The sequence below is a fragment of the Brevibacillus sp. NRRL NRS-603 genome, assembly GCF_003013445.1.
Taxonomy (GTDB): Bacteria; Bacillota; Bacilli; order Brevibacillales; family Brevibacillaceae; genus Brevibacillus; species Brevibacillus formosus.
On sequence record NZ_PXZN01000013.1, the window covers coordinates 234,163 to 258,413 of the forward strand.

General features: G+C 48.0%; 22 protein-coding genes and 1 other annotated feature. All 22 genes read left to right on the forward strand.

Annotated elements, in window-relative coordinates; all coding sequences use genetic code 11:
• Nucleotides 1–34 precede the first annotated feature (34 nt).
• The 22 genes from C7R94_RS12930 (at nucleotide 35) to C7R94_RS13040 (ending at nucleotide 24,247) form a co-directional block, all read left to right on the forward strand.
• On the forward strand, nucleotides 35–1,237 hold the full coding sequence (locus tag C7R94_RS12930) for a PP2C family protein-serine/threonine phosphatase (protein ID WP_106781705.1): 1,203 nt from the start codon (nucleotides 35–37) through the stop codon (nucleotides 1,235–1,237).
• A 27-nt stretch (nucleotides 1,238–1,264) separates the two neighbouring features.
• Nucleotides 1,265–2,503, forward strand: a complete 1,239-nt coding sequence (locus tag C7R94_RS12935; protein ID WP_106781707.1) for an ATP-binding protein — start codon at nucleotides 1,265–1,267, stop codon at nucleotides 2,501–2,503.
• Between the two features lie 108 nt (nucleotides 2,504–2,611).
• Nucleotides 2,612–2,938, forward strand: coding sequence for an STAS domain-containing protein (locus C7R94_RS12940; RefSeq protein ID WP_007726674.1), 327 nt, complete (start codon nucleotides 2,612–2,614; stop codon nucleotides 2,936–2,938).
• 58 nt (nucleotides 2,939–2,996) lie between these two features.
• Nucleotides 2,997–3,238, forward strand: a binding site (T-box leader).
• Nucleotides 3,239–3,295: 57 nt separating this feature from the next.
• Nucleotides 3,296–5,968 (forward strand): valine--tRNA ligase, encoded by a 2,673-nt coding sequence (locus tag C7R94_RS12945; RefSeq protein WP_106781710.1) that lies wholly within the window; start codon nucleotides 3,296–3,298, stop codon nucleotides 5,966–5,968.
• A gap of 43 nt (nucleotides 5,969–6,011) precedes the next feature.
• Nucleotides 6,012–7,385, forward strand: a complete 1,374-nt coding sequence (locus C7R94_RS12950; protein ID WP_106781712.1) for a bifunctional folylpolyglutamate synthase/dihydrofolate synthase — start codon at nucleotides 6,012–6,014, stop codon at nucleotides 7,383–7,385.
• A 1-nt stretch (nucleotide 7,386) separates the two neighbouring features.
• Nucleotides 7,387–8,769, forward strand: coding sequence for a UDP-N-acetylmuramate--L-alanine ligase (murC, locus tag C7R94_RS12955; RefSeq protein ID WP_106781714.1), 1,383 nt, complete (start codon nucleotides 7,387–7,389; stop codon nucleotides 8,767–8,769).
• A 461-nt stretch (nucleotides 8,770–9,230) separates the two neighbouring features.
• Complete coding sequence (locus C7R94_RS12965; protein WP_106781718.1) at nucleotides 9,231–10,226, forward strand: ketoacyl-ACP synthase III; 996 nt, start codon at nucleotides 9,231–9,233, stop codon at nucleotides 10,224–10,226.
• A gap of 114 nt (nucleotides 10,227–10,340) precedes the next feature.
• A complete protein-coding gene (locus tag C7R94_RS12970) occupies nucleotides 10,341–10,775 on the forward strand; it encodes a prepilin peptidase (protein ID WP_106781720.1) in 435 nt (144 codons plus the stop codon).
• Between the two features lie 116 nt (nucleotides 10,776–10,891).
• Nucleotides 10,892–12,184, forward strand: coding sequence for a hypothetical protein (locus C7R94_RS12975; protein WP_106781722.1), 1,293 nt, complete (start codon nucleotides 10,892–10,894; stop codon nucleotides 12,182–12,184).
• Between the two features lie 159 nt (nucleotides 12,185–12,343).
• Nucleotides 12,344–12,583, forward strand: coding sequence for a DUF4321 domain-containing protein (locus C7R94_RS12980; protein WP_007726664.1), 240 nt, complete (start codon nucleotides 12,344–12,346; stop codon nucleotides 12,581–12,583).
• Nucleotides 12,584–12,591: 8 nt separating this feature from the next.
• Nucleotides 12,592–13,179 carry a Maf family protein gene (locus tag C7R94_RS12985; RefSeq protein ID WP_047072828.1) on the forward strand — a complete coding sequence of 196 codons (588 nt, stop codon included), beginning with the start codon at nucleotides 12,592–12,594 and terminating at the stop codon, nucleotides 13,177–13,179.
• 101 nt (nucleotides 13,180–13,280) lie between these two features.
• Nucleotides 13,281–13,979 carry a RadC family protein gene (gene radC / locus C7R94_RS12990; RefSeq protein ID WP_047072826.1) on the forward strand — a complete coding sequence of 233 codons (699 nt, stop codon included), beginning with the start codon at nucleotides 13,281–13,283 and terminating at the stop codon, nucleotides 13,977–13,979.
• Between the two features lie 156 nt (nucleotides 13,980–14,135).
• On the forward strand, nucleotides 14,136–15,179 hold the full coding sequence (locus C7R94_RS12995) for a rod shape-determining protein (protein WP_016739188.1): 1,044 nt from the start codon (nucleotides 14,136–14,138) through the stop codon (nucleotides 15,177–15,179).
• A gap of 14 nt (nucleotides 15,180–15,193) precedes the next feature.
• The gene (gene mreC / locus C7R94_RS13000) at nucleotides 15,194–16,153 is read left to right on the forward strand and encodes a rod shape-determining protein MreC (RefSeq protein ID WP_047072822.1); all 960 of its coding nucleotides are present in this window, start codon (nucleotides 15,194–15,196) and stop codon (nucleotides 16,151–16,153) included.
• The gene (gene mreD / locus C7R94_RS13005; RefSeq protein ID WP_047072820.1) at nucleotides 16,153–16,677 is read left to right on the forward strand and encodes a rod shape-determining protein MreD; all 525 of its coding nucleotides are present in this window, start codon (nucleotides 16,153–16,155) and stop codon (nucleotides 16,675–16,677) included. Before mreC ends, mreD begins: the two co-directional genes overlap by 1 nt.
• Nucleotides 16,678–16,698: 21 nt before the next feature.
• On the forward strand, nucleotides 16,699–19,131 hold the full coding sequence (locus C7R94_RS13010) for a peptidoglycan D,D-transpeptidase FtsI family protein (RefSeq protein WP_106781725.1): 2,433 nt from the start codon (nucleotides 16,699–16,701) through the stop codon (nucleotides 19,129–19,131).
• A 151-nt stretch (nucleotides 19,132–19,282) separates the two neighbouring features.
• Nucleotides 19,283–19,960 carry a septum site-determining protein MinC gene (gene minC / locus C7R94_RS13015; RefSeq protein ID WP_106781727.1) on the forward strand — a complete coding sequence of 226 codons (678 nt, stop codon included), beginning with the start codon at nucleotides 19,283–19,285 and terminating at the stop codon, nucleotides 19,958–19,960.
• Nucleotides 19,961–19,980: 20 nt separating this feature from the next.
• Nucleotides 19,981–20,775, forward strand: coding sequence for a septum site-determining protein MinD (minD, locus tag C7R94_RS13020; protein ID WP_012685557.1), 795 nt, complete (start codon nucleotides 19,981–19,983; stop codon nucleotides 20,773–20,775).
• Between the two features lie 59 nt (nucleotides 20,776–20,834).
• The gene (locus C7R94_RS13025; protein WP_106781730.1) at nucleotides 20,835–21,965 is read left to right on the forward strand and encodes an FtsW/RodA/SpoVE family cell cycle protein; all 1,131 of its coding nucleotides are present in this window, start codon (nucleotides 20,835–20,837) and stop codon (nucleotides 21,963–21,965) included.
• Between the two features lie 310 nt (nucleotides 21,966–22,275).
• Nucleotides 22,276–22,476 carry a cold-shock protein gene (locus C7R94_RS13030; protein WP_005832370.1) on the forward strand — a complete coding sequence of 67 codons (201 nt, stop codon included), beginning with the start codon at nucleotides 22,276–22,278 and terminating at the stop codon, nucleotides 22,474–22,476.
• A gap of 156 nt (nucleotides 22,477–22,632) precedes the next feature.
• On the forward strand, nucleotides 22,633–23,418 hold the full coding sequence (locus C7R94_RS13035; protein WP_106781732.1) for a M23 family metallopeptidase: 786 nt from the start codon (nucleotides 22,633–22,635) through the stop codon (nucleotides 23,416–23,418).
• A complete protein-coding gene (locus tag C7R94_RS13040) occupies nucleotides 23,411–24,247 on the forward strand; it encodes a M50 family metallopeptidase (protein ID WP_106781734.1) in 837 nt (278 codons plus the stop codon). Before C7R94_RS13035 ends, C7R94_RS13040 begins: the two co-directional genes overlap by 8 nt.
• Nucleotides 24,248–24,251: the final 4 nt, after the last annotated feature.

The following is a 24,251-nucleotide window of genomic DNA, read 5'->3' on the forward strand; positions in this document are numbered from 1 at the left end:
ATTATGCTAAAGTGTGTATGGGAGTGGCCCGGGGATGAATCATCAATTGGTCAAACTAATGGAATTGAAACAGAATTACGAGTATCTCGTGATGACCAGCAACGAGCAAAGCAAGCGCCAAGTCAATTACGAGAGTCTCATGCCATTTATAGAAGAATTGGTCGATACGTGGTTTGTGAAAATGGACAAGCCGTGCTTTCTGTCGATCTCGTTTGAATCGGCTCTAGGTGTTGTCTATTTTCGAATCGAGCGTGGCAACAAAGAAAGCGTAAAAGTGCAGCGCGAAGTAGAGGAGCGCATTGTTGTCTCGGAGCATTGTGATACCGCTCAAGCACCGCGTTATGTACGCTTGTTCGCCCAGAGTAACGTCAATGACCGTGATCTAAAGGAACTGGAGAAATCTTTTTATGGGCTGCTCCTCGTGAACATTCGGGCGTTGATCCTCAGATGCCAACAGGACCAGTCATCAGGACAGCGAGAAATCGAGATGGAGATGAAGCTGGCTAGACGCATGCAGTCGATGCTCATTCCCACAGAAGAATTGCAGTTGACCAGTTTGCGGACAAGAACGGTTTACGTACCAGTCGATTATGTAGGCGGCGATTACATCGATTATAGACAAATCAATGATCGCTACACCTGTTTTATCATTGCCGATGTGTCTGGGCACGGTTTTTTGGCCAGTATTTGGGCAACGGGGATTAGGATTGCCGTACGGCAGGTTTTGCAGTCCAGTTATTTGCCGGATGAGATTTTGGAAAGACTAAACCAGTTGCTTTATGCAGATTTGGTGAAAACCCGTTCTTACATTACGATGCTGGTTGCTGTCTATGATGAAGTGGAACACAAAATTCGATTTAGCAGGGCAGGACATCCACAGCCTTTTTATTTGTCCAAATCGAATCAAACCGTTTTAGCCTGCAAGGGTGGGGTAGGCCTAGGGCTTTCGCCCGATAGCACGTACCAAATGGAGGAGGTACCCTTAGAAGAAGAGGGCATGCTATTACTCTACACAGATGGTTTAATGGATATAGGGAGAAAAGATATGTTTCGAGGCAGCAGGCATTGGCTAGAAGAACTAACCTCCTTATTACATGCGCCTGGTGACAGTAAGCAGGAGTCGATGAATCGAGTTGAGTCCTACTTAATGGAGATAACACAGCAGCGACAACAAACAGATGATATTTCTGTGTTGATTCTTCAGTTTGAGCCTGAAGAGAGTATAGCCCTCGTGTAGTTGCGTCAGTGAATAGGAGGATGAACTGTGATTTTGTGTGAGCGTTGTCCGGACAATCCCACTTGTGATAATTGCCTTGTCGCGCTACGTTCTGGCGGTGCAGCGAATAAAGTAGTTCCGCCCCGCACTGTAAAGGTGACGGACCTAGCAACGATGGAATCGTTCCAGGCGAAGCTGGTAGCAGTGAGTCGGACGACCATTGGGTTAAGCAGTTCTGATCATGTTTTGCACGGACGCATAGAAATAGAGCTCGCCTACGATTTCCGAATTATCGGTAGCGGATTGCGTGGTATAGCAGGGGATCCGTACCACATTATCGATATCGAAAAAGTTTTGCGACGGGAAGATGTCCTGGAGCGATTGCTCCTGGAAGAATTTCACACGTGGCACATGAGTGGCGAATTGGACCCTACAGACGTCTTGTTACATTGGAAGGATCGAGACGATGAGCGGGGGCGATTAATAAAACAAGAGATTCAGAAGTTATCTATACTGCGTCAGATCGAGACTATTTTCCTCTATCTTTACGATGAAGGGCAAGTGCGTCCGCTGGGTGACGCTCGTGCGAATGTGGAAGTAGAGCAAGAAATGCAACGGCTGGTTGAAGAGGCGGCTGGAACGGGTGGACCTGTGAGGGAGCAGATTGTCACAACGGATGGTACAAAGGTGTTCGATTTATACACATCTGTATTGCCGGATCGGACCTGTGGAATCGCTTTGATTGATGTCACCGCTGTCATTGCAGAAGAACGAAAACGCAAAAGACGGGAATGGGAGATATACAGAGATATTCTCGGTGTGGTCACAGAAGGTAAGCTGTTGCTGCTTAGTGATGAAGAATTATTTTTCTTGCTTCGGGAAGGGAATAAGCTCTTGGCGATCGATATCCGTTTACCGGAGCAGCTTGCAGAACTGCGTAAATTGTTCAAGCAAGCCTTGGAGCCACTTGGCATTTCGGATAAACGATTGCTGCAGTTTCTCGTTGCCGTCAACGAAGCTGCTTCCAATACGTTGAAGCACGGAAATGGCGGTGTGGTCACGTTATACTTATCGAATGACAGGCAGATGTGCCGGGCTGTGATCCATGATGAAGGGCAAGGAATTTTGCTCGAGGACATTCCGCGAGCTACCCTACAGCAAGGATTTTCTACACGCCACTCGCTGGGGGCCGGTTTTCACGTGATCCTGCAATACTGTGATCGTGTTTATTTGAGTAGCTCGCTCGCAGGGACAAAGCTTATTCTTGAATGTATCCTTTCTCGTTAAAGCAACGATTTCCAAAAAGCCAAATGTTTGCAAGTGAATGAAAATGGGTAATATAGTAAAAGGACGAGCAGATTGGGTGTACCGATACCTATTGAGAGGAGTTTGAGCATGGACTACCGCGCAACAGAGGCGAACGGACAGGCTACATTGTTTTTCGTCGGAGAGTTGGACATGGCTGTAGGAGATCGAGTAGGTGAATTGCTCCAGCAGTATGGAGGGCGAAATCAATCCGTTACCGTCGATTTTCAAGGTGTCTCCTTTGTAGATTCTTCCGGTATTGGAAGCCTGTTTTTTACCACGAAAGAACTGTTGGCCATGGGTAAACAGGTAGAAATCGTCAATGTCCGAGAAGAAATTCTCGATATTTTGGGCGTTCTCGGTTTTACCGAAGCGCTGGGCATTGCAGTTGGAAAAGTGGGCGAAACCCGGGTTTGACGCCAAACAGCGTGATTGTATATAATAGTGAAAGCTAACAATAAGACAACTACATACGATATGAACGATGAGTGGGAAGAGTAAGTCAGGACACCTTGGCAGAGAGGAGAATCAGTAGCTGCGAGATTCTCTAAGGTCATGAATGGCTGAAGGTCGCCCAGGAGTTTTTTCGGTGAAAGCATGTGCCTAGCCGAGACCGGTTCGCAACCGTTATCTTGTCAGAGTGAACACACCATAAGCATGACGTTTATTGTGTGTTAACAAAGGTGGTACCGCGAAAATAATCCTTTCGTCCTTTGCGATGAAGGGTTTTTTTATTTTTTGCAAAGCAAGTTATGCGAATAGGAGGAGTCGTACATGTCTACACAGCCAACAACCGACATCGACCAATTGCTGCCGAAAAACTATGATCCAAAAGCAGCAGAAAACAAATGGTATCCGTATTGGATCGAAAAACAATTTTTCAAGGCAGAACGTGACCCGAATAAACGTCCGTTTACGATTGTTATCCCACCACCGAACGTAACTGGTAAATTGCACTTGGGCCACGCACTGGATACGACATTGCAAGATATCATTACGCGTACCAAGCGTATGCAAGGCTACAGCGCCTTGTTCTTGCCAGGAATGGACCACGCTGGTATTGCAACCCAAGCGCGTGTAGAAGCTACCTTGCGTGAAGAAGGCATCTCTCGTCATGATCTGGGCCGCGAAAAATTCGTGGAAAAGGTATGGGAGTGGAAGCACATTTACGCTTCGCATATTCGTGAACAGTGGGAAAAGCTCGGTCTTGCCCTGGATTACTCCCGCGAGCGTTTTACCATGGATGAGGGCTTGTCCCAAGCTGTACGCGAAGTATTTGTTCGCCTGTACGAAAAAGGCTTGATCTATCGCGGCAACCGCATCATTAACTGGGACCCTGCTGCTCGCACGGCTCTTTCCGATATCGAAGTAATCTACAAGGAAGTAAAAGGTGCGCTGCATCACATGCGTTATCCATTGGCAGATGGCACCGGTTATATCGAAGTAGCTACAACCCGTCCTGAAACGATGCTCGGTGATACGGCTGTAGCGGTACATCCGGAAGATGAGCGTTACAAGGACATGATCGGCAAAACCGTGATTTTGCCAATCGTAGGACGCGAAATTCCAATCGTAGCTGATGACTACGTTGATCCTGAGTTTGGTTCTGGCGCTGTAAAAATTACGCCAGCTCACGATCCGAATGACTTTGAATTGGGTCTTCGCCATCAGTTGCCACAAATCGTTGTCATGGATGAGACGGGTACGATGAATGAGCTGGCAGGTATCTACAAGGGCTTGGATCGCTTTGCATGCCGCAAGCAAATCATCAAAGACTTGACTGAGCAAGGTGTTATGTTCAAGGTTGAGGAGCATATTCATCAGGTTGGACATAGTGAGCGCAGCGATGCAGTCGTAGAACCATATCTTTCTACCCAATGGTTCGTAAAAATGCAGCCTTTGGCTGATGAAGCACTGGCTAATGCAAACAGCCCTGAGAGCGTGAAATTTGTCCCAGAGCGCTTCAAGACGAACTACCTGCGTTGGATTGAAAACATCCGCGACTGGTGCATCTCCCGTCAGCTTTGGTGGGGGCACCGAATTCCTGCATGGTATTGCGGAGATTGTAACGAAACGATTGTATCTCGCACAGATGTGACTGAGTGCCCAAGCTGCCACAGCCACAAGCTGGAGCAGGATAACGACGTTCTCGATACATGGTTCTCCTCTGGTCTATGGCCGTTCTCGACACTGGGCTGGCCGGAAGAATCCGAGGACATGAAATACTTCTATCCAACGAATGTCCTGGTAACAGGCTACGATATTATCTTCTTCTGGGTAGCTCGCATGATGTTCTCTGGTCTTGAATTTACCGGGAAAAGTCCGTTTGAATCCGTTTTGATCCACGGCATTATTCGCGACTCCGAGGGCCGCAAAATGTCCAAATCACTCGGCAACGGTGTCGATCCGATGGAAGTGATTGAGAAGTACGGAGCGGATGCGCTGCGATACACACTGGCGACCGGGAACTCCCCAGGGAATGACCAACGCTTCTATTGGGAAAAGGTCGAGGCAAACCGCAACTTCGCGAACAAGATTTGGAACGCGTCCCGTTTTGCCTTGATGAACCTGACTGACTTCAAATACGAGGAAATCGATTTGAGCGGTGAGCTGTCTACACCAGACAAATGGATTCTCTCCCGCCTGCAAGCGACAATCGCAGATGTAACCCGTCTGTCTGATGCATTTGAATTCGGTGAAGCAGGCCGTGTGCTTTACAACTTTATTTGGGATGACCTGTGTGATTGGTATATCGAGATGGCGAAGCTGCCGCTGTACGGTACAGATGAAGCAGCGAAGAAAACCACGCAATCCGTTCTGGTAACGGTTCTGGATCAAACGCTCAAGCTGTTGCATCCGTTCATGCCGTTCATCACGGAGGAAATTTGGCAGGCATTGCCGCACCAAGGCGAGAGCATCACAGTAGCACCTTGGCCAACCGTTAACGAGCAATGGATTTTTGCGGAAGCAGAAAGCGAAATGAACCAGTTGATGGATATCATCCGCAGCGTACGTAATATCCGAGCAGAAGTAAACGTACCGATGTCCAAGAAAATTGAGCTCTTGATCAAGCCAAGCGATGCATTGTCCGCTGAGCGACTGACACGCGGTGAGCACTACCTCACTCGCTTCTGCAACCCTGAGCGTCTGGAAATCAGCTTGGATCTGGCTACGCCTGATAAAGCGATGTCTGCTGTGATCACGGGAGCAGAATTGTTCCTTCCATTGGCAGGCTTAATCGATATCGAGCAAGAGCTAAAGCGTCTGGAAAAAGAAGTAGCGACACTCAACGGCGAAGTGGAGCGCATTGAGAAAAAGCTCAACAATGCCGGATTTATGGCCAAGGCACCTGAAAAAGTAGTCGAAGAGGAAAAAGCGAAGATGGCAGACTACATGGATAAGCGGGATAAGGTGATTGCACGACTTGCTGAATTGAAGGGCGAATGATCCGCCATACCATCGCATATTTTTGAGAATGGAGCATTGTGGTATGCATGCAGAAGAAGGGTTTGTAGAATACACGCAAGCGCTCGATTGGCTGCATGGACTGCTCAGGTTCGGTCAGCGGCCGGGGCTTGAGAGAATGCAGTGGGTATTAGAGCAACTAGGACATCCTGAGCGGAGAATCCCATTTATTCATGTGGCTGGCACCAATGGAAAAGGATCAACCTGCGCATTCCTGACGCAAATGCTGATGGAAGCCGGATATAGTGTAGGTACATTTACCTCTCCCTATTTGGTTGATTTCCGTGAACGTATCCGTTACAACGGCAGCATGATCGCGGAAGAAGACCTATTGCAGCTGGTGAATGAAGTCAAGGTATGGGTGCAACGATGCGAACAAGAAACAGAGTTCGGTTCTCCTACCGAATTTGAAGTGATTACGCTGATCGCCATTCTTTATTTTTCAAGAGTGGCGAGACCAGCGGTAGTCGTATGGGAAACAGGACTAGGCGGGCGATTGGATTCGACGAACGTCGTCCTTCCGCTTGTTTCAGTCATCACGAATATCGGCATGGACCATACACAAGTGTTGGGAGAAAGCCTGGAAGAAATTGCCCGGGAAAAAGCGGGGATTATCAAGCCGGGTGTTCCCGTCGTCACGGGTGAGGGTAGGCCGGAACTTCTCGCGATTTTTGAGGAGCGCGCGAGACAAACGAAGAGTACGCTATACCATATAGGTGAGCATTTTCAGGCAGAACAGGTACAGGAGCAGCTGGGTGACCAACAGTTTCGTTACAGAAGCATTCACCGTCGTGAAGAAGCATCCTACCGTCTTACCATGAATGGCATTCACCAAACAACCAATGCAGCCGTTGCTTTAATGACCATCGATGTCCTGCGAAATTACTTCTCTTTCTTGCTGGAGGAAGAAGAAATATCTCGCGGTTTGCAACAAACGCGTTGGCCTGGTCGTCTAGAAGTCATCTCTCCAAGACCAATGGTTATCTTGGATGGGGCACACAATCAGGAAGGAATGGAGGCACTTGTAAGCAGTCTGGATCGGTTGTTACCGGATGGAGTACAGTTGCATTTGCTCTTTTCTGGATTGGCAGATAAGCCGCTAGCCAAAATGGCAGAGTCGCTTGTTCCAGTAAAGTCAAAAATCAAAAAGCTGCATGTGACAACCTTTGACTTCCCGCGTGCAGCCGAAGCCAATAGCTTACAAGAGTCGTTTTTAGCCGGTGGCTGGGAGCGAGAGTTTCTCGATGCTGTCCCAGACTGGCGGGCGTTTCTCCTTTCTTGGATGCGGGAGAAGCAATCAGCGAAGGCGGATGACTGGTTGGTCGTCTGCGGTTCGCTCTACTTCATCGCCCAAGTACGCGCATTCTTTCCCACTATAGTAGAAGAGGCAGGTGAATAGGGTGGATCAGGCCCAACACGTCCACTTTGTGGGCATCGGCGGTTATGGCATGAGTGCCATTGCCCGCGTCTTGATCGACCTTGGATACAAGGTAACCGGCTCCGATGTCGCCATGAATGATTTGGCGAAAAAGCTGGAAGCAAGAGGGGCGGTCATTCATATTGGCCATAATGCTGCCCACGTGGAGGGAGCAGACAGCATCGTATACTCCACCAGTATTTCCAAAGACAATCCTGAGGTGATCGCAGGCCAAGCACTAGGAATTCCGGTCATGCACCGTTCCCAAATGCTTGCTCGCATATTGAATGAACGCACAGGAGTAGCAGTAGCCGGAGCACACGGCAAGACAACCACGACATCGATGATCTCTCACGTGCTGGAAGAGTGTGGTGTAGACCCGACTTTCATCATTGGTGGTGAATTGATGAGTGCTGGTACTAACGCAAAGGCGGGTGCCAGTGACTATGTCATTGCCGAGGCAGACGAGAGCGACGGTTCTTTCTTGGAATACAGACCGATGTATGAAATTGTGACGAGCATCGAACCAGATCATCTGGAGCATTTCGATGGCGACTTCAACAACTTGAAACAGGCGTACGTCCAGTTTTTGAGCCATCTCAAACCGGATGGAAAGGCGATCCTGTGCATCGATGATCCACATGTGCGTGAAGTCATGCCGTCCGTCGAAAAAACGGTCGTGACGTATGCAGTCGATCCGAACTTTGTGGCACAAGCACAGTTTTCTGCCACTTCGATTGAATGTGGAGATCGTTGCAGCACGTGTCAGATTTATCACAAGGATGAGCGATTGGGTGAATTGTGTCTCGTAGTCCCAGGCAAGCATAATATTGCAAATGCACTGGCTGCGATCATTGTTTGTCTGGATATTGGCCTTTCCTTTGATAAAATTGCACAGGCACTGTCTACTTTTAGCGGTGCCAAGCGCAGATTTCAAATTATCGGGGATGCACGAGGAGTCCTGGTCGTAGACGACTACGCGCATCATCCGACGGAAATTATCGCCACACTAAGCGGGGCAAGGGCATCCGGCAGACGTGTGATTGCAGTGTTTCAACCACAACGCTACACACGCACGTATTTCCTCATGGATGAATTCAGCCGTGCCTTTACAGAAGCAGACGAAGTGATCATCACGGATATCTACTCCCCAGCGGGAGAAGAAAAAATTGAAGGAGTAACCTCCGAGGTATTGGTGCAAAAAATCCGCACCAACAGCCACCCGCGTGCGCAGTACATTCCGACGAAGGAACAAATGCAAGAGCATGTCTTCAAAGGATTGCAAGAGGGCGATCTCGTGTTGACAATGGGTGCGGGAGATATTTGGAAATCCGCTTACTGGCTGGCTGAAAAGCTAGAAAAATAACGGATAAAGACGTATGAAGACTTGGAACCTACGGGTTTCAAGTCTTTTTATTTTTTATGGGAAAGTTTTGGTGTAATACTGCTAAGAATGATCTACCTATATTTTAAAAGGCATCGATAAACCAACCAACCAAGCTGGTGAGAAGAAAAAGCACAGGGCTCGCAGACCTTGACAACGCCTACCCAGTCGGAACTGCAAAAAGGGGACCACGCTTGTCGAACACTTCTCCCTTGAGAGACTTCCGCCCGTAGGGTGGCTTTGGCTCGACGGTCCCCTTTTTGCAGTGGAGACGCCCGGTGAATCCCCCCTGCTGGCGTGTCAGAGTCGAAGAGAACTGTGCTTTTTCTTCTCCTCCCCTATGTTGACTCAAACCAAAATGCCATTATTCTAAAAAAAATTAGTACCAGATACTAATATCTGGTGTTATAATCAGATCATGAAATACGGAAGGTGATGAACCGATGATGACAAATGCAAGCCCCTTCAAGTCGCGAATTACCGCCATCGGTACGTATGTGCCGAGTCGCGTTCTTACCAATACAGATATGGAAAAGCTAGTGGATACATCGAATGAGTGGATTTTGCAACGGACGGGTATTCATGAGCGCCGGATGGCAAGGGAAGATGAATTTACGAGTGATCTGGCTATCGCTGCTATCCACGATATGATCGCGAATTACGGGAAGGATGTCCGTGATGTCGATATGATTTTGGTGGCGACCAGTACGCCAGACTATCCATTCCCAAGTGTCGCAAGTAAAATCCAGGCGCATTTTCAAGTCGAACAGGCGGGAGCCATGGACCTCTCCGCTACCTGTGCAGGATTTACGTACGCCCTTCATACGGCAAATGCGCTCATCAGCTCTGGTTTGCATCGCAAAGTGTTGGTGGTAGGTGCAGAAACGCTAACAAAAGTAACTGATTACACGGATCGTACTACGTGCATCCTGTTCGGGGATGGAGCAGGTGCGGTGCTAGTTGAGCAGGACCCTACAGCTCCTGGATTTTTGTCCGCCTATTTAGGCTCAAAGGGGGATGGTGGGATTCATGTATATCGATCGGGCTTGTCAACGCATATGGACGGACGAGAATTGAGCGGGAATGGATGCATGGTCCAAAACGGGAGAGAAGTGTACAAGTGGGCAGTAACAACTGTTCCAAAGGGAATGCAGGAGGTAGTGAACCGGGCGGGCAAGACGCTCGAAGATGTCGACTGGTTCATCCCGCACAGTGCCAATTTGCGCATGATTGAATCCATTTGTGAGAAGAGTCAGTTCCCTCTCGATAAGACATTGTACAGCCTGACGCATTACGGGAACACATCAGCGGCTACCATCCCATTGTCGCTCGCCTTGGGGATCAAGGAAGGCAAAGTAAAAGCAGGGGATACGATCCTGATGTATGGGTTTGGCGGTGGTCTCGTCCACGGAGGTCTTTTGTTCACTTGGAATCCGTAAAAGAGATCGTAAATCGCAAATAGAGAAAGCTGTCCAGAATCGTTCTGGGCAGTTTTTTTGTCCCAAGAATGGTAGATATCCTTTAAGGACTTTTTTCGACTGGGGGAAGAAAAAATGCCTAACGCTGCGATATTATTCGGGCTCTGCCTTTACCTATCATGGGTAGACTTGCGTCAAAAACGAATACCTAATCGTGCATTAGGTGCAGGGTTAGTATTGATTTCGATTATGGAGTATGTTCTTTCTTCCCCGATGGAATGGCTGATGGCTGGATTCTATGCGATTCTCTGTTTACTGGTGTTTGGATGGATCAGCTGGTACAGGCCGCTCGCACTTGGGATGGGGGATGTGAAGCTGTTCGCTCTCGTTTGCTATGGACTTGGGGTTCGCGATTTTGTAGTTGTTCTTACGGTTGCGAGCTTGGTCGCCTTGCTCGTGTCTCTCGTTTGGCTGCTGATACGAAAAGGAAGTATAAAATCCGAAGTGCCGTTTGCGCCTTTTGTGACAATTGGGTTAGCTGTCCTTTTGTTTATGAGCGAAACCTCTTGAACTGGCATGGAGAATAGTAGTAGAAATAATTCGATAGAATCACTAGATAGAAGTCATAACCCGTCCGAGCCAAACGTATGCTAGTACAAAGAGCCTGTGACTAGGAGGGCAAGCGTATGAGCGGACAAAATAAAAGTCGTGTGACGGTTAAAATGAATGGAAGGTTCTGGGATGAAAAGCGTGACGACATCCCAAAGGAAGCGGGTAGAAAGCGCACCCCAAAGGATGATACCCCACGCGTTCGTTTTCAAGCTCCTCCCTTACCGTTTACTGACCCGTTTAAAGAGAAGGGCAACGAAGCATGGGAACGCATGATGCAGCTACGTGGAGTCGTGGCGGAAGAAACAAAGCCGAATATTGAATTCGATCAGGCGTCAAACGCCTCCTATGAATCCGATTATTCCTTCGAGGATACCGAAGAGAAGGCATACAGGAATAGTCCGATGAGTCGAATCGCAGCGTTATGGCCAAAGGGGCCCTTTTGGCGCACGACTTTAACAACAGGTGGGGCTGTAGCAATTGGCCTGTTGTTCGGATTTCTTGTTTTAACGGTCTTTTCCCAAAAGGAGTTTTCCGAGTCGTACGGAAATGTTCTGAGTGAAACGGTTCAGACACTGACCGCGCCAGGAGCAAGCCCTGAACAAACGGCTGGGAAAAATGGCGTAACAGGTCCAGCTTTGTCTAATGAAAGTCACCAAACGCAAGGTGCGTCGACGAATGGTAACGCAGTGGGTCAAACTGCGGTAGCGCTACAACTGCCAGCGGTAAACATGTATGTTGCACAGGCAGGAGTATTTCAGCCGGATGCATCGCCGAAAACTGCTGTAGAACCACTGGAGAAGGCCGGCATTCCTCATCTGCTTTATAAGGACGCAAGCAAGCAGTACATGTTTGCCGCTGCTGCTCCCACAAGAGATGCTGTGCTAGGCTTTGCTGCCAGCTTGAAAAACAAAGGCATGGATATATACGTCAAAGAATTTTCCTTTCCCGCTTTTGAAGGGTCTGTCCCTGTCGGAAAAGCTGCCAACGCATCTGGTGATCCTAACGTGAATGCATTTTTCACCCACGGAGTCAAGCTCGTCCAAACACTTTCAGCGCAATCAGGGCTGATCATTACGACGGGTCAACTATCGCCAACGGCAAAAGAAACAGCAGAATTAAAAGAAATTCACCGCCAATTTCTGGAGGAAAGCCGTAAACTGGAAGCAAAAGAAGCCTGGAAGCCATTGCTAGATGGGATGGTGAATGGGGTGAATCAAGCGCTTGCAGCCAGGGACAAAATGGCAGAAGCGAGCGCGGGTAAAAAGGTGGAAAGCGCTGAATCCTATGCGTGGCAAGTGCAGGCGGGTGTCCTTGCCTTTTTCGAGAGCTATGCCAGCTGGATTCAAAATGCTCGTTCATCCACATAAATGCATGTTTATATGGTCTTCCGCAAGGTTTTCTTGCAGGAGGCCTTTTCTTTCTATACAGTAACTACCAAGAGCAATCAGGGATTGTTTCGCTTCTCCCCATTTGCTAAACTTATGTTTGGCAAAAAGAGAATCCCTTATAAAAAGGGAGTTGGGAAAATGGGGAAAGAAACGCTTACTCTCGTGTTTCTGTTGGTGAGTGGACTTTTGTTTGGCAGCATTATCGGGGAGATTTTAAGTCCCTGGCTACCTTTTTTGACCAAGAGCAAAGAGATTACTTGGTCGCCTGCGGCAGATTTAGAAATTTTGAAGTACGAACTGAACTTTCAGGTAAAACTAAATCTAGCCAGTATCGGAGGCTTAGCCCTCGCATTTTGGATACATCGACGAATAAAGTAGGTTGAAAAATGACGAAAAAAAATGTTCCTCTCATTCTGGCTTCATCTTCGCCGCGTCGAAGGGAGCTTCTGCAAACTTTAGGCTTATCATTTACCGTCATCACCAGTGATGTAGATGAGACGACAGCAGAGCATTTATCTGCGAGCGAAGTAGTAGAAGAATTGTCTTTGCGCAAGGCCAAGGAAGTGGCTTCTCGCTTGACGGAAGGCGTCGTTTTAGGATCTGATACGGTAGTCGTTCTTGATGGCCAAATACTGGGCAAGCCTGTTGATGAAATGGATGCATATCGCATGCTGTCCATGCTCCAGGGGCAAGAGCACACCGTTTATAGTGGAGTCGCCTTGATAGATGTGGAGACAGGCCGTGCGGAAGTCTCACATAGTCTTACACACGTAAGAATTCGAGCTTTAACCGAGCAAGAAATCAAGTCGTACATTGCGACAGGTGAGCCGATGGATAAAGCGGGCTCATACGCCATTCAGGGTATTGGAGCCACGATCGTGGAAGGAATAAACGGAGACTACTTCACTGTTGTCGGTCTTCCGTTAGGCCTAACGTCTGCTCTTTTGACACGTTTTGGGATGCCTATATTGTAAAGTTGTCATGCTTGAAGCAAGCGGCGACGGCCATACGCCTCATGAACATCTCCATGTCAGCCGTTTTCGATAATGTGAATAAGGCTGGAGGCGGAATTAAAATGGCAACAAATACCTGTAACAAAACGCTGTTGAAAAACGTCCCTTACTATGACCGTCCACGTGAACGACTGCTTCGCGAAGGAGCGGTCCATCTGTCTGATACTGAACTTCTTGCCATTTTACTGCGGACAGGCAGGGAACAAGAGACGGCTCATCAGCTGGCTCAGCGCTTGTTAGCCAGGTTTGGAGACCTGCGTGGTTTAGCCCAAGCCTCTCATGCTGAGTTAACAGAGCTAAAAGGAATTGGTCCAGTCAAAGCGATTGAATTGCATGCTGCGTTTGAGCTTGGGCGTAGATTGATGGGAGTGCCTCGAGAGTATAGGGCTTCTATCCGTTTACCACGGGACGTAGCTGATTTGATGTCGCCAGAGCTTGCTCATTTGACACAGGAACATTTTGTCTGTCTCTTTCTGAATACCAAGAACCACGTGATTGGCAAGCAGACGATTTTTGTAGGCAGCCTGGACGCTTCCATCGTACACCCGAGAGAAGTCTTTAAAGAAGCGATCCGTCGTAGCAGCGCATCGGTGATATGCCTACATAACCATCCGAGCGGTGATCCGACACCTAGCAGGGAAGACATCGCGATTACGCATACATTGCGTGACGCCGGTGAACTGGTGGGGATTTCATTGTTGGATCATGTTATTATCGGGGAAGGCAAGTACGTTAGTCTCAAAGAGCAAGGGTACTTGTAGCATGTTTTTACGTACAAGACATATCATTGATACGTCTATGAATTCTTGTGCGCGTGAAAACCTTCCACAAAAACGCGGTCGCTCTACCTTGGAGAGGCCTCGAAAGAGGTTCTCTTATGCTTGTCATTTGGATTAATATTTGGAAGGAGTTTTTTTATGTTTGGTGGATTTACACGTGACTTGGGGATTGACCTCGGCACTGCCAATACACTTGTTTTTGTGAAAGGGAAAGGAATTGTGGTGCGTGAGCCTTCTGTTGTAGCGATTCGTACTAATAACAATTCCATTGAAGCAGTAGGGAATGCAGCGAAAAGTATGATCGGTCGTACGCCAGGCAATATCGTAGCGGTTCGCCCAATGAAAGACGGGGTTATCGCTGACTTTGATACAACTGCGACAATGATGCGCTATTTCATCAATCAAGCACAAAAAAATCAAGGGCTGTTTACACGTCGTCCAAACGTAATGGTCTGTGTACCTTCGGGAATTACTGCGGTGGAAAAACGCGCGGTCGAAGATGCTACGAAGCAGGCTGGAGCGAAGGAAGCATATACGATTGAAGAGCCGTTTGCAGCAGCGATCGGTGCAGACCTGCCAGTGTGGGAACCGACTGGTAGTATGGTCGTTGACATTGGCGGCGGTACGACAGAAGTTGCAATCATTTCTCTCGGGGGGATTGTTACATCCCGCTCCATTCGTGTGGCCGGGGATGAGATGGACGAGGCGATCATTCAGTACATCAAGCGCCGTTACAACTTGATGATCGGGGAACGGACAGCAGAAACCCTTAAGTTGGAGATCGGCTCTGCGATTGCTCCTGATGAGGTCGAAAACGTTGACATTCGCGGTCGTGACCTTGTAACCGGATTGCCAAAAACGCTCTCGGTAAGCAGCACAGAGATTGCGGAAGCATTGGCGGAAACCATTTCTGCTATCGTGGAATCAGTGAAGGTAACACTCGAAAAAAGCCCGCCTGAGCTCGCGGCGGACATCATGGATCGTGGAATTGTACTCACAGGCGGCGGTGCGCTCTTGCGTAACATGGATCGCCTGTTAAGTAAGGAAACGGGTATGCCCGTGCATGTCGCGGAAAACGCACTGGATTGCGTAGCGATTGGAACAGGTCGTGCATTGGAGAACATTCACCTGTTCAAATCCAAGCAAGGCATCACCTCTTCCCGACTAAAACGGGGTAAATAAACGGAGGGTAGGGCATGTCGTTTTTCGGGAATAAGCGGCTTATCATTGTACTTGTAGGCTTGGTCCTGCTTATCTCCGTCGTGGGCTTCACTTCTCGTGAACGGGTTAGCCTGACCTGGCCAGAAATGTTCTTTAAAGATACCTTCAGCGTGGTGCAGGGCTTTTTCTATCGCCCTGCCCAGGCTGTTTCTGGCTTTTTTCAGGAAATAGAAGAAGCGTACGGCGTATATGAAGAAAATAAGGCGCTTAAGGCAAGCTTGGATCAATACGCCCGTTTAAGTGCCGAATTGCACACACTCAAGGCAGATAATGATCGCCTTCGAGAAATGGTGGGGGCAAAAGATTCACTTAGATCTTACAACCTTCACTTTGCGGAAGTTGTGGCGAGAAACCCTGATACATGGAACAACGTCGTTACCATCGATCAAGGATTAAAAAGTGGCATCAAAAAGGATATGGCTGTCATTACAGCCAAAGGAATGATTGGGCGCGTACAGAGTGTTGCCAATTTTTCAGCCACGGTTGAATTGTTGACGAGCTACGAGCGACGTGACCATATCTCAGCGGATATTTTGACGGAGCAGATAGTCGACGGCAAGCCTGTGTACCGTCAAGTCAGTGGTGTCATCGAAGAATACGATCCGCAAGAAAGATTGCTCGTCATGCGCAAAATCCCTTGGGGACAGGCAATTAAAAAAGATCAGCAAGTTATTTCATCAGGTTTGGGAGGAGTTGTCCCTCGGAATTTGCCGATTGGCTATATTGTTCGCGTCCAACCGGATGATTACGGATTGACTCAAACCGCCTACATCCAGCCAAGCGCTGATTTTTCACAATTGAATGAAGTCATGGTTGTGGAACGAGACTTCACAATCGCTCCCAATGGTGAATTGATCCCGCAACAGCCAGCCGGCCAGAAACAAACACAGACAACTGTGCCTCCGGCTCCACCTGCAAGCGGGGGTGGTCAGTAATGGCTCGGTTTTTATTGACGTTGGGCGTCGTGATTATGTTTGTTTTGGAAGGAACTGTGATGCAAGTATTTTCACCTGATACATGGGGTCTGTCTTGGATGACGGTACCCCGGTTTGCGCTTGTCTGCTGCATTTTTATTTCGATGTATCTCGGCAGGCGCGAAGGTTTGTATTACGGGATCGCCTTCGGATTTTTACAAGATGTCCTATTTGGGCAATTAATTGGAATCTATACCATGTCCATGATGGTGGCCAGCTACTTTGCAGGGATGATCGTTCTTTTGTTCCAGAGAGGATTCGGGATGGTTTTCATTACTAGCTTCCTGATTTTGTTCGGACATGAGTGGCTATTGTATTCGTTATTCCGCTTGTTTTCCGCTGCCCCCTTCGATGTTCGATGGATTTTGACGCATCAAATTTTGCCTAGTGTGCTGTTTAATCTCGCTTTTGGCTTACTGGTATACTTTCCGATCAAGAATGTATGCAACAAGATTCTGGCGAAGAAGGAAATGCACATGCAGTAAGGACAAAGGAGAGGAGAGTTCGTGGAAGAAGTCAAAGAACCGAAATCAGACATACCTATTCGGCTCAATATATTGTTTGTGATTGTATTTTTGTTCTTCGCCGCCGTTATTTTGCGGCTAGCCTTCGTGCAGCTGGTGGAAGGCGAGCAGTACAAGCATGAATTGGAAAAGTTCAGTATTCGTGAACTGCCGATTTCCGCTCCTCGCGGCCGTATCTTGGATAAAAATGGCGAGGTACTCGTTTCGAATAAGCCTGTGTACACCGTTCAATACGTTGAAGAACAAGGGCAGGACATTGATGAAGAAAAAGTCGCGGATCGCCTGGCAAAAATCCTTATCCCCGATGGCGGCAAAATTGGCACGGACAAGGAACTGTTAAAAAAGACGATTGAACTGAGATCAACTTTGCCAGTTGCTTTCAATGCGCAAGAAACAAACGATCTCAAGACAAAGGTTGCGGGGAAGTTAAAAGCCGTTCCCAAAGTAGAGACTGTTGATCAGATGTCTGATTTTGATCTGGTAAAAACGGCCGTATATCTGGGGATGCGCGTTCGTTCTCCTTTTGATGACAAGGAGAGAGCAGACCTTTTTAAGAAACTGAATGCTGCCAAGCCGGGTACACCCGCTATTACGGAAGCGAACACTTCGGACTTCGAGCTGCTAAAAATGGCGATAAACGCCAATATGACCCTCGCTCTGAAATTGGACAAGGAAGATCGCAATGACCTCGCCAAAAAAGTGAAGGAGCAGATCGGAGCTTTGCCAACACCCGAAGGCTTAGCAGATAAGTCTGACATGGATTTGTTGCGCTATGCCTCGTTATTCGACATGGATATCAAACTGCCGTTGACAGAGCAGCAACGCCAATTTCAGTGGCACAAGCTCTCTTTGCTGCAGGAGATGCGTTCACCGCAGATGGCCAGCTACATTCCGAGACGTGTCAAGGTCAACATCACAGAGCAGGAAATGTTCCAAATTGAAGAACGACGAACCGAGCTGCCGGGAATTAGTGTGGAGCTCGAGCCTGTTCGCCAAATTTTCGAAGATCCTGATGGTTCGGCATTTGGTACTCACTTTCTCGGGTACATCAACGCGATTCGTCCTGAGAGCTTGAAAGAATATCAGGCACAAGGCTACAACGCTATCGATCGTGTCGGTGTAACCGGGTTGGAGAGCTCCTACGAACGTTATTTGCGCGGCAAAAACGGGATTATGGAAGTGCACGTGAACAAAAATTCGGAGACGGTAGAGAAGCAGATGCGCCAAGACCCTGAACCTGGAAACGATCTTGTTTTGGCTATGGACTGGCGTTATCAAAGCAAGGTAGAGGCCATCTTGAAAGAAGAGGTTGAAGCATTCAAGAAGCGTCCTTCTACGCCAAAAGAATTTAAAGACGCACACGTATTGGTAATGAATCCAAATACGGGCGAAATATTGGCGATGGCGAGTTATCCAGACTACAATTTGAATCTGTATTACGATCGCAAGAAATTCAACGAGAATTACGCCTCGCTTATTTTGCCGAACGAATCAAACCGTTTCATTTATACACCGTATCCACCTGCTTCTACCTACAAGCCACTGTCTGTCATGATTGCGCTTCAGGAGGGGCTGACTACACCGAACGAAGTCATCTATGACCGAGGCGGCTTGAAAGTCGGTAACACGTATAAACGCAACTGGAAAGCAAGTGGTCATGGACCTGTTAACGCTCGTCGTGCTTTGCAGGTGTCAAACAATACGTATATGTACGAAATGGCGATTCGTTTATCAAGAAAAGGGAAAGATGGCTGGGAGAAGCAGTTCTCTGTCTATGATTACTACAATGCCCAGTTTGGTCTTGGTGTGAAAACGGGTGTGGATCTGCCGAATGAACATACCGGTTGGGAAAACCAGAACTTGTACTTCGGGAACTTGGCCGACGTGATGATCGGTCAATATGATCTGTTCACGCCGATGCAGCTGGGGCAATACGTATCGACCATTGCCAATGGAGGATATCGGGTACGCCCCCATCTTGTAAAAGAAATTCGCAAAGGAACTACCGATCCGAAGAAACCAGGTCAAACACTCTCGGTTATTGAACCAGAAGTGCTCAACCGGGTTGATATCGATCCGAAGTATATTCAGGTGGTAAAAGAAGGGATGCGGTTGGTAACTCAGCCAGGTGGTACCGTTCAACGATTCAATGGGTTGCCTTTCACGGTTGCAGCCAAGTCTGGTACGGCACAAACGTCGCAGCCAGCGGAAAACGCACTGGTTGTCGGCTTTGCACCTTATGAAAATCCTCAACTGGTTTTCGTCGTCGTTGCGCCGAACAGTTTGAGAGATGGTACATCCAGTTCTGATGCTACTGGTCCGATCTCGCGTCGATTGCTCGAAGCTTACAATGAACTGAATCCAGGTGTCCTTACTGGTGGGGTTCCGAAACCGAATCCACCTTCCTCTAGGTAACCGCAATGGTTGTCCAGGGCAATTAAACCCAAGCGAATAATCGAGTCAAGCTCTTGTAAAACGCCACCATCTGACCCGATTCGGCAATTTTTTCACGCAGAGCAGGAAAAATCTTTCTACATGGCGAATGGTATCGGTCGAGGTGAAACCGGTGACGACTGTGAAAAGCAAGGTCACGATCAAAGGGACTAAAGAGGGGCTCGTCTTCTTTATGGATGATACCTGTTCCTTCGACGAACTGCTGGCCGATATGCGTGAAAAAATAGAGCATAGCCACCAACAGATTTTGTCGGGGCCACTCATTCGGGTATCTATAAAATTGGGAAAACGATACTGCTCACCCGAGCAACAAGAGCAGTTGACTCAAATTATTCGAACAAAGGGCAACCTGGTGATCCATACAATCGAATCTGATTTGATCACGCGGGAAGAAGCTATGGCTGAACGCCTGAAAACCCATTTTTCCATACAGGTAAATACGGTACGCTCTGGGCAAGTTCTGGAGTTTGACGGTGATTTGCTCTTATTGGGAGATGTCAATCCCGGGGGGACGGTTCGCAGCACAGGAAGCATTTACGTGCTGGGGCATCTCAGAGGGTACGCGCACGCAGGTATTTCCGGTGACTCACAGGTAATTATTGCGGCTGCAGTCATGAGTCCTACACAGTTGCGGATTGCAGATGTGATTAGCAAGCCGGGTGAGGAATGGACGAATAATTCTGGAGGCACAGAATTTGCCTATCTGGAAAATGAGATCATGCTGGTAGCGAAAATGAACTACTTGTCGCGAATCCGCCCTGAAATGGGTGAGAAAAAGCGTGAGGGTTGAGGGAAAGAGGAGGAACGGACGTGGGGATAGGAATTGTCATAACTTCCGGTAAAGGCGGCGTGGGTAAGACGACCACTTCCGCCAATTTGGGAACGGCGCTCGCATTGTTGGGACAAAAAGTGTGCATGGTAGATACCGATATTGGCTTGCGCAATCTGGATGTAGTCATGGGACTTGAGAACCGAATTATTTATGATCTGGTAGACGTTGCCGAAGGCGCATGCCGACTGCCACAAGCTCTGATCAAAGACAAGCGGTTTGAAAATCTGGCATTGCTCCCGGCTGCTCAGACCAAGGACAAATCCGCGGTAACTCCTGAGCAAATGGAGGAAATCATTACGCAGCTGAAGCGGGAATATGATTATGTCATCATCGATTGCCCTGCGGGTATTGAGCAAGGCTTCCGCAATGCGGTGGCAGGAGCAGATCAAGCAATCGTCGTGACTACACCTGAAAAAGCTGCCGTGCGCGATGCTGATAGGATTATTGGCCTATTAGAGCGAGAAAAAATCGGAATGCCTAAGCTGGTGATCAACCGCGTTCGCTCCCATATGGTGAAAAATGGCGACATGCTGGATGTAGAAGACATTTTGGATTTGTTAGCCATTGACTTAATTGGCGTAGTGCCGGATGATGATCATATCATTAAATCCGCGAACCAAGGTGAGCCGGCAGTGATGAACCATGAATCGCGTGGTTCCATCGCCTATCGGAACGTTGCCCGACGCCTTTTGGGGGAAGCTGTTCCATTGCAACCATTGGAAGAAAAAGCGGGCGTGTTCCACAAAATGCGTAAATTCTTTGGATTAAAATAGGTAATACTTGGCTCCCTTCTTTCCTATAGAGGGGAGTCACGTTTTCTAGGAGGAAACGGATGGACCTGGAAAAACGTCATTTAAAAACAATTGACTGGACCATCATTTTGATTTTGGCAGGGCTAGGTATCTTCAGCTATCTGGGGATTTCCGGTTCTGCGGCAGGTGTAGATAAGGCACATCAGCAGGTCCTTTGGTATGTCATCGGCTTTATTGTGCTGGGTGTGACATTACTATTTGACTATCGCCTATTCCACAACATGGCTTATGTCTTATATGCACTCGGTCTGATTCTTTTGATCGGGGTATTTCAAACGAAGCCTATTAACAATACGACGAGCTGGTATAACCTTGGTATTATCTTGTTTCAGCCTTCTGAACCGATGAAGCTGTTCACGATCATAACGGTGGCCCGCTTCTTGTCCAAGAGGGCAAACGATCCGGACCGCTTTTACTACTTTTACAAACTGATTCCGGTAATGGCCTTGGTTGGCGTACCATTGCTTTTGATTTTGGTTCAGCCCGATTTGGGTACCGCAATGGTCTATACGGGTATGCTTGCCACTATGCTAATCGTTGGTGGTATACGGATGAAGCATGTATTGTATATGGGTGGACTGGTCGGCAGCTTTTTTGCCGCTATGACACTGTTGTATCAATACAAGCAGGATATCTTTTTCAAGATTATCAAGCCATATCAATGGGATCGGATCGTCTTTTGGATGAACCCCGATCTTGAACCGATGGGACGAGGGTTCCAGCTCAAACAAGCATTGATTGCTATTGGCTCAGGGCAACTGTTCGGGAAAGGGCTTGATACGCCGACACAAGCGAGCTTTGGATGGGTGCCGGTAGGAGAAAGCGATTTTATCTTTACGGTCATTGCAGAAAAGCTGGGCTTTGTCGGAGCAGGTTTGCTGATGATTTTGTTTTTCGTCTTGATTTACAGAATGATCCGCATTGCCATGGAGGCAAAAGATCCGTTCGGCGCCTACGTTGTCGCGGGTGTTGTAGGGATGCTCACCTTCCAGATCTTTGAGAACATCGGGATGACGATTCAGTTGATGCCGATTACGGGTATTCCGCTTCCGTTCATTAGCTACGGAGGGAGCTCGCTTGTAACCAACTTCCTGATCATTGGTGTGGTACTCAACATTGGGATGCGCAAGGACAAGTTGCGTTTTGATTAAAGAGTTTGTTTAAAAAGTCTTCAGGTTCTCGCCACTTTCTCGGTGCTGAATAGAAGACTTTTTGAATACTCACGAAATGCGTGACAAATGCAAATACTTATGCTAAAATCATCCTAAGTTAACCATTTTTACAAGTTATAGTGTTTGATTGATTGGTATGGAGTCGTACGTATTGTGAGTGACGTCACCAATTGTCAATCGCAATTCGTATGACTTTTTTTCCTTGACGCAAAAGGCTTATCTGTAAAAAAGAGGTTAACGCTACACTCTTTCGCCTCGTGGGGCGTAATGTTCAGGGAGGTTTTGTTTCATGCAACAAGGTATCGTAAAATGGTTTAACGCAGAAAAAGGATACGGCTTCATCCAAGTTGAGGGTGGCGACGACGTATTCGTACACTACAGCGCAATCCAGTCAGAAGGTTTCAAATCTCTTGACGAAGGCCAAAAGGTTGAGTTCGAAATCGTTCAAGGTAGCCGTGGACCACAAGCTGCTAGCGTAACTAAACTGTAAAATTAACGATTCAAAGGCAGTCTCTCAATAGGGAGACTGTCTTTTTTGCGTGTTTCCACCTGATACGCTGGGCATGGGAGAGCGGGGACGGTCGTCATAAAGCAGGTAGACAAGTCATAGGATGATACTAAAGGCTTGGCCTGCGGAGGGATGGACATGTTTGAAAGAGTAGATCGTGTAAAAGAAAGACGTCGGGAGCGTTTGGAACGAATCCGAACACAGTCACGAGACAGCTATACTCCGTACGTCGATGATTGGAAAGATCCGATCGAAGAAACGCCAAACCCATTCAGTTACTCGCCGCGCGAAAACGATCTGATGGACCAGCCACCGTCCCATGAAAAGTGGGGCGTGCAAATTTTAGCATCTGTCTTGTTGATTGGTGCTGCTTATGTATTGTTTCAAACAACGCTGATCCCTGCCTCTTGGAAAAGCTCCGCGAGGGAAGTCATGACACGGGATTTTAATTTTTCAGGAGTAGCGGACTGGTATGAAGCGAGATTTGGTCCGATTCCGACGATGCTTCCTTCGATACCTACCAATCCACCTGCCGTGCCAGCAACGAGCACAACGAAGGACGCAGGTGCTGTGTGGAAGCTCCCTAGTAGCTGGAAAATCGTAAGATCCTATGATCCAGAGAGCGCAAATGTGATCCTGAATACGGGAATGAACGATCAAATCACGATCGGAGAAGCGGGCTGGGTTGCTTTTGTCGGAGAAAAGCCTGATTATGGGACGACAGTGATTGTTCGTCTAACCAAAGGGCGGGAAATATGGCTGGGCAATCTCGATAGTATAGGGGTGACGAAGGACGAGGTTCTTACACCTGGTAAAGTCATAGGAACCGCTCGGGTAATGGATCAGACATCACGTCATCTGTATGTAGGGGCGAAAGTGAATGAGCAATTTGTCAATCCTCTGGAAGTGATTCCGTTTGAGTAGGGGAGGCTGGCTCGACATTCGGTTTCGCATTCATCTGCTATTTTGGGCGGTGATTGGCTTGTCCGTGGTGACAGGCCATTTTTTGGAGGTCATTACGTTGTTTGTCATCGTGCTGATCCATGAATTGGGGCATGTAGCGATGGCGCGAGAGCTCGGATGGACCGTAAAAGAAGTGCAGCTTCTGCCCTTTGGTGGAGTAGCAACAATGGAAGACTCGTACGCAACAGATCCAATGGATGAGATTGTCGTGGCACTCGCAGGGCCCTTCTTGAATATGGTGATGATGGCTGCCTCGTACTTGTTTTGGTTTATGGGGATATGGACAGAAGAGTGGGCCCGCTTTTTCTTGGTAAGCAATTTGACGATTGCGCTGTTTAACCTGTTGCCAATCTGGCCGTTGGATGGCGGGAGAATCTTGCTGGCTGTTCTATGCTGGTTTATGTCGTATAGGCAGGCAACGATGATATCGATGACAGGGAGTACGCTGTTTGCAGGGATCATGGTGGGGATGTCCAGCTTGGAGTTGAAGTACAACATAGCAGTTATCGGGATTTATTTATTGGTGTTGAACATTCAGGCATTTTTACGGTTTCCTTATCAATTTTTTCGCTTCCTGGTGGAAAAGTACGATCGGCAGCGAGAAGAAGCTGCTGTTCAAGCGATACGCGTACATCCCGAGGAAACGGTATTAGCTGTCTCGCACAAGCTGCGGAGGGGATGCTCCCATCTCTTCTACGTGCAAGGAGCGGGTCTCTTGGCAGAGGAACAGCTTTTGCATGCCCTTTTGTTTGAGCAAAAGCACGATGCCGCAGTGGGCAAGCTCCTATAGTCTT

Bases quoted from the DNA above. Each gene is read 5' to 3' on its own strand.
- C7R94_RS13025 (WP_106781730.1), top strand. From the start codon at position 20,835: ATGGACCTGGAAAAACGTCATTTAAAAACAATTGACTGGACCATCATT.
- C7R94_RS12985 (WP_047072828.1), top strand. From the start codon at position 12,592: ATGACGAAAAAAAATGTTCCTCTCATTCTGGCTTCATCTTCGCCGCGT.
- C7R94_RS12930 (WP_106781705.1), top strand. From the start codon at position 35: ATGAATCATCAATTGGTCAAACTAATGGAATTGAAACAGAATTACGAG.
- radC (WP_047072826.1), top strand. From the start codon at position 13,281: ATGGCAACAAATACCTGTAACAAAACGCTGTTGAAAAACGTCCCTTAC.
- C7R94_RS12965 (WP_106781718.1), top strand. From the start codon at position 9,231: ATGATGACAAATGCAAGCCCCTTCAAGTCGCGAATTACCGCCATCGGT.
- C7R94_RS12980 (WP_007726664.1), top strand. From the start codon at position 12,344: ATGGGGAAAGAAACGCTTACTCTCGTGTTTCTGTTGGTGAGTGGACTT.
- C7R94_RS12950 (WP_106781712.1), top strand. From the start codon at position 6,012: ATGCATGCAGAAGAAGGGTTTGTAGAATACACGCAAGCGCTCGATTGG.
- C7R94_RS13035 (WP_106781732.1), top strand. From the start codon at position 22,633: ATGTTTGAAAGAGTAGATCGTGTAAAAGAAAGACGTCGGGAGCGTTTG.
- mreD (WP_047072820.1), top strand. From the start codon at position 16,153: ATGGCTCGGTTTTTATTGACGTTGGGCGTCGTGATTATGTTTGTTTTG.
- C7R94_RS12940 (WP_007726674.1), top strand. From the start codon at position 2,612: ATGGACTACCGCGCAACAGAGGCGAACGGACAGGCTACATTGTTTTTC.
- C7R94_RS12945 (WP_106781710.1), top strand. From the start codon at position 3,296: ATGTCTACACAGCCAACAACCGACATCGACCAATTGCTGCCGAAAAAC.
- mreC (WP_047072822.1), top strand. From the start codon at position 15,194: ATGTCGTTTTTCGGGAATAAGCGGCTTATCATTGTACTTGTAGGCTTG.
- C7R94_RS12995 (WP_016739188.1), top strand. From the start codon at position 14,136: ATGTTTGGTGGATTTACACGTGACTTGGGGATTGACCTCGGCACTGCC.
- C7R94_RS13030 (WP_005832370.1), top strand. From the start codon at position 22,276: ATGCAACAAGGTATCGTAAAATGGTTTAACGCAGAAAAAGGATACGGC.
- C7R94_RS12975 (WP_106781722.1), top strand. From the start codon at position 10,892: ATGAGCGGACAAAATAAAAGTCGTGTGACGGTTAAAATGAATGGAAGG.
- C7R94_RS12970 (WP_106781720.1), top strand. From the start codon at position 10,341: ATGCCTAACGCTGCGATATTATTCGGGCTCTGCCTTTACCTATCATGG.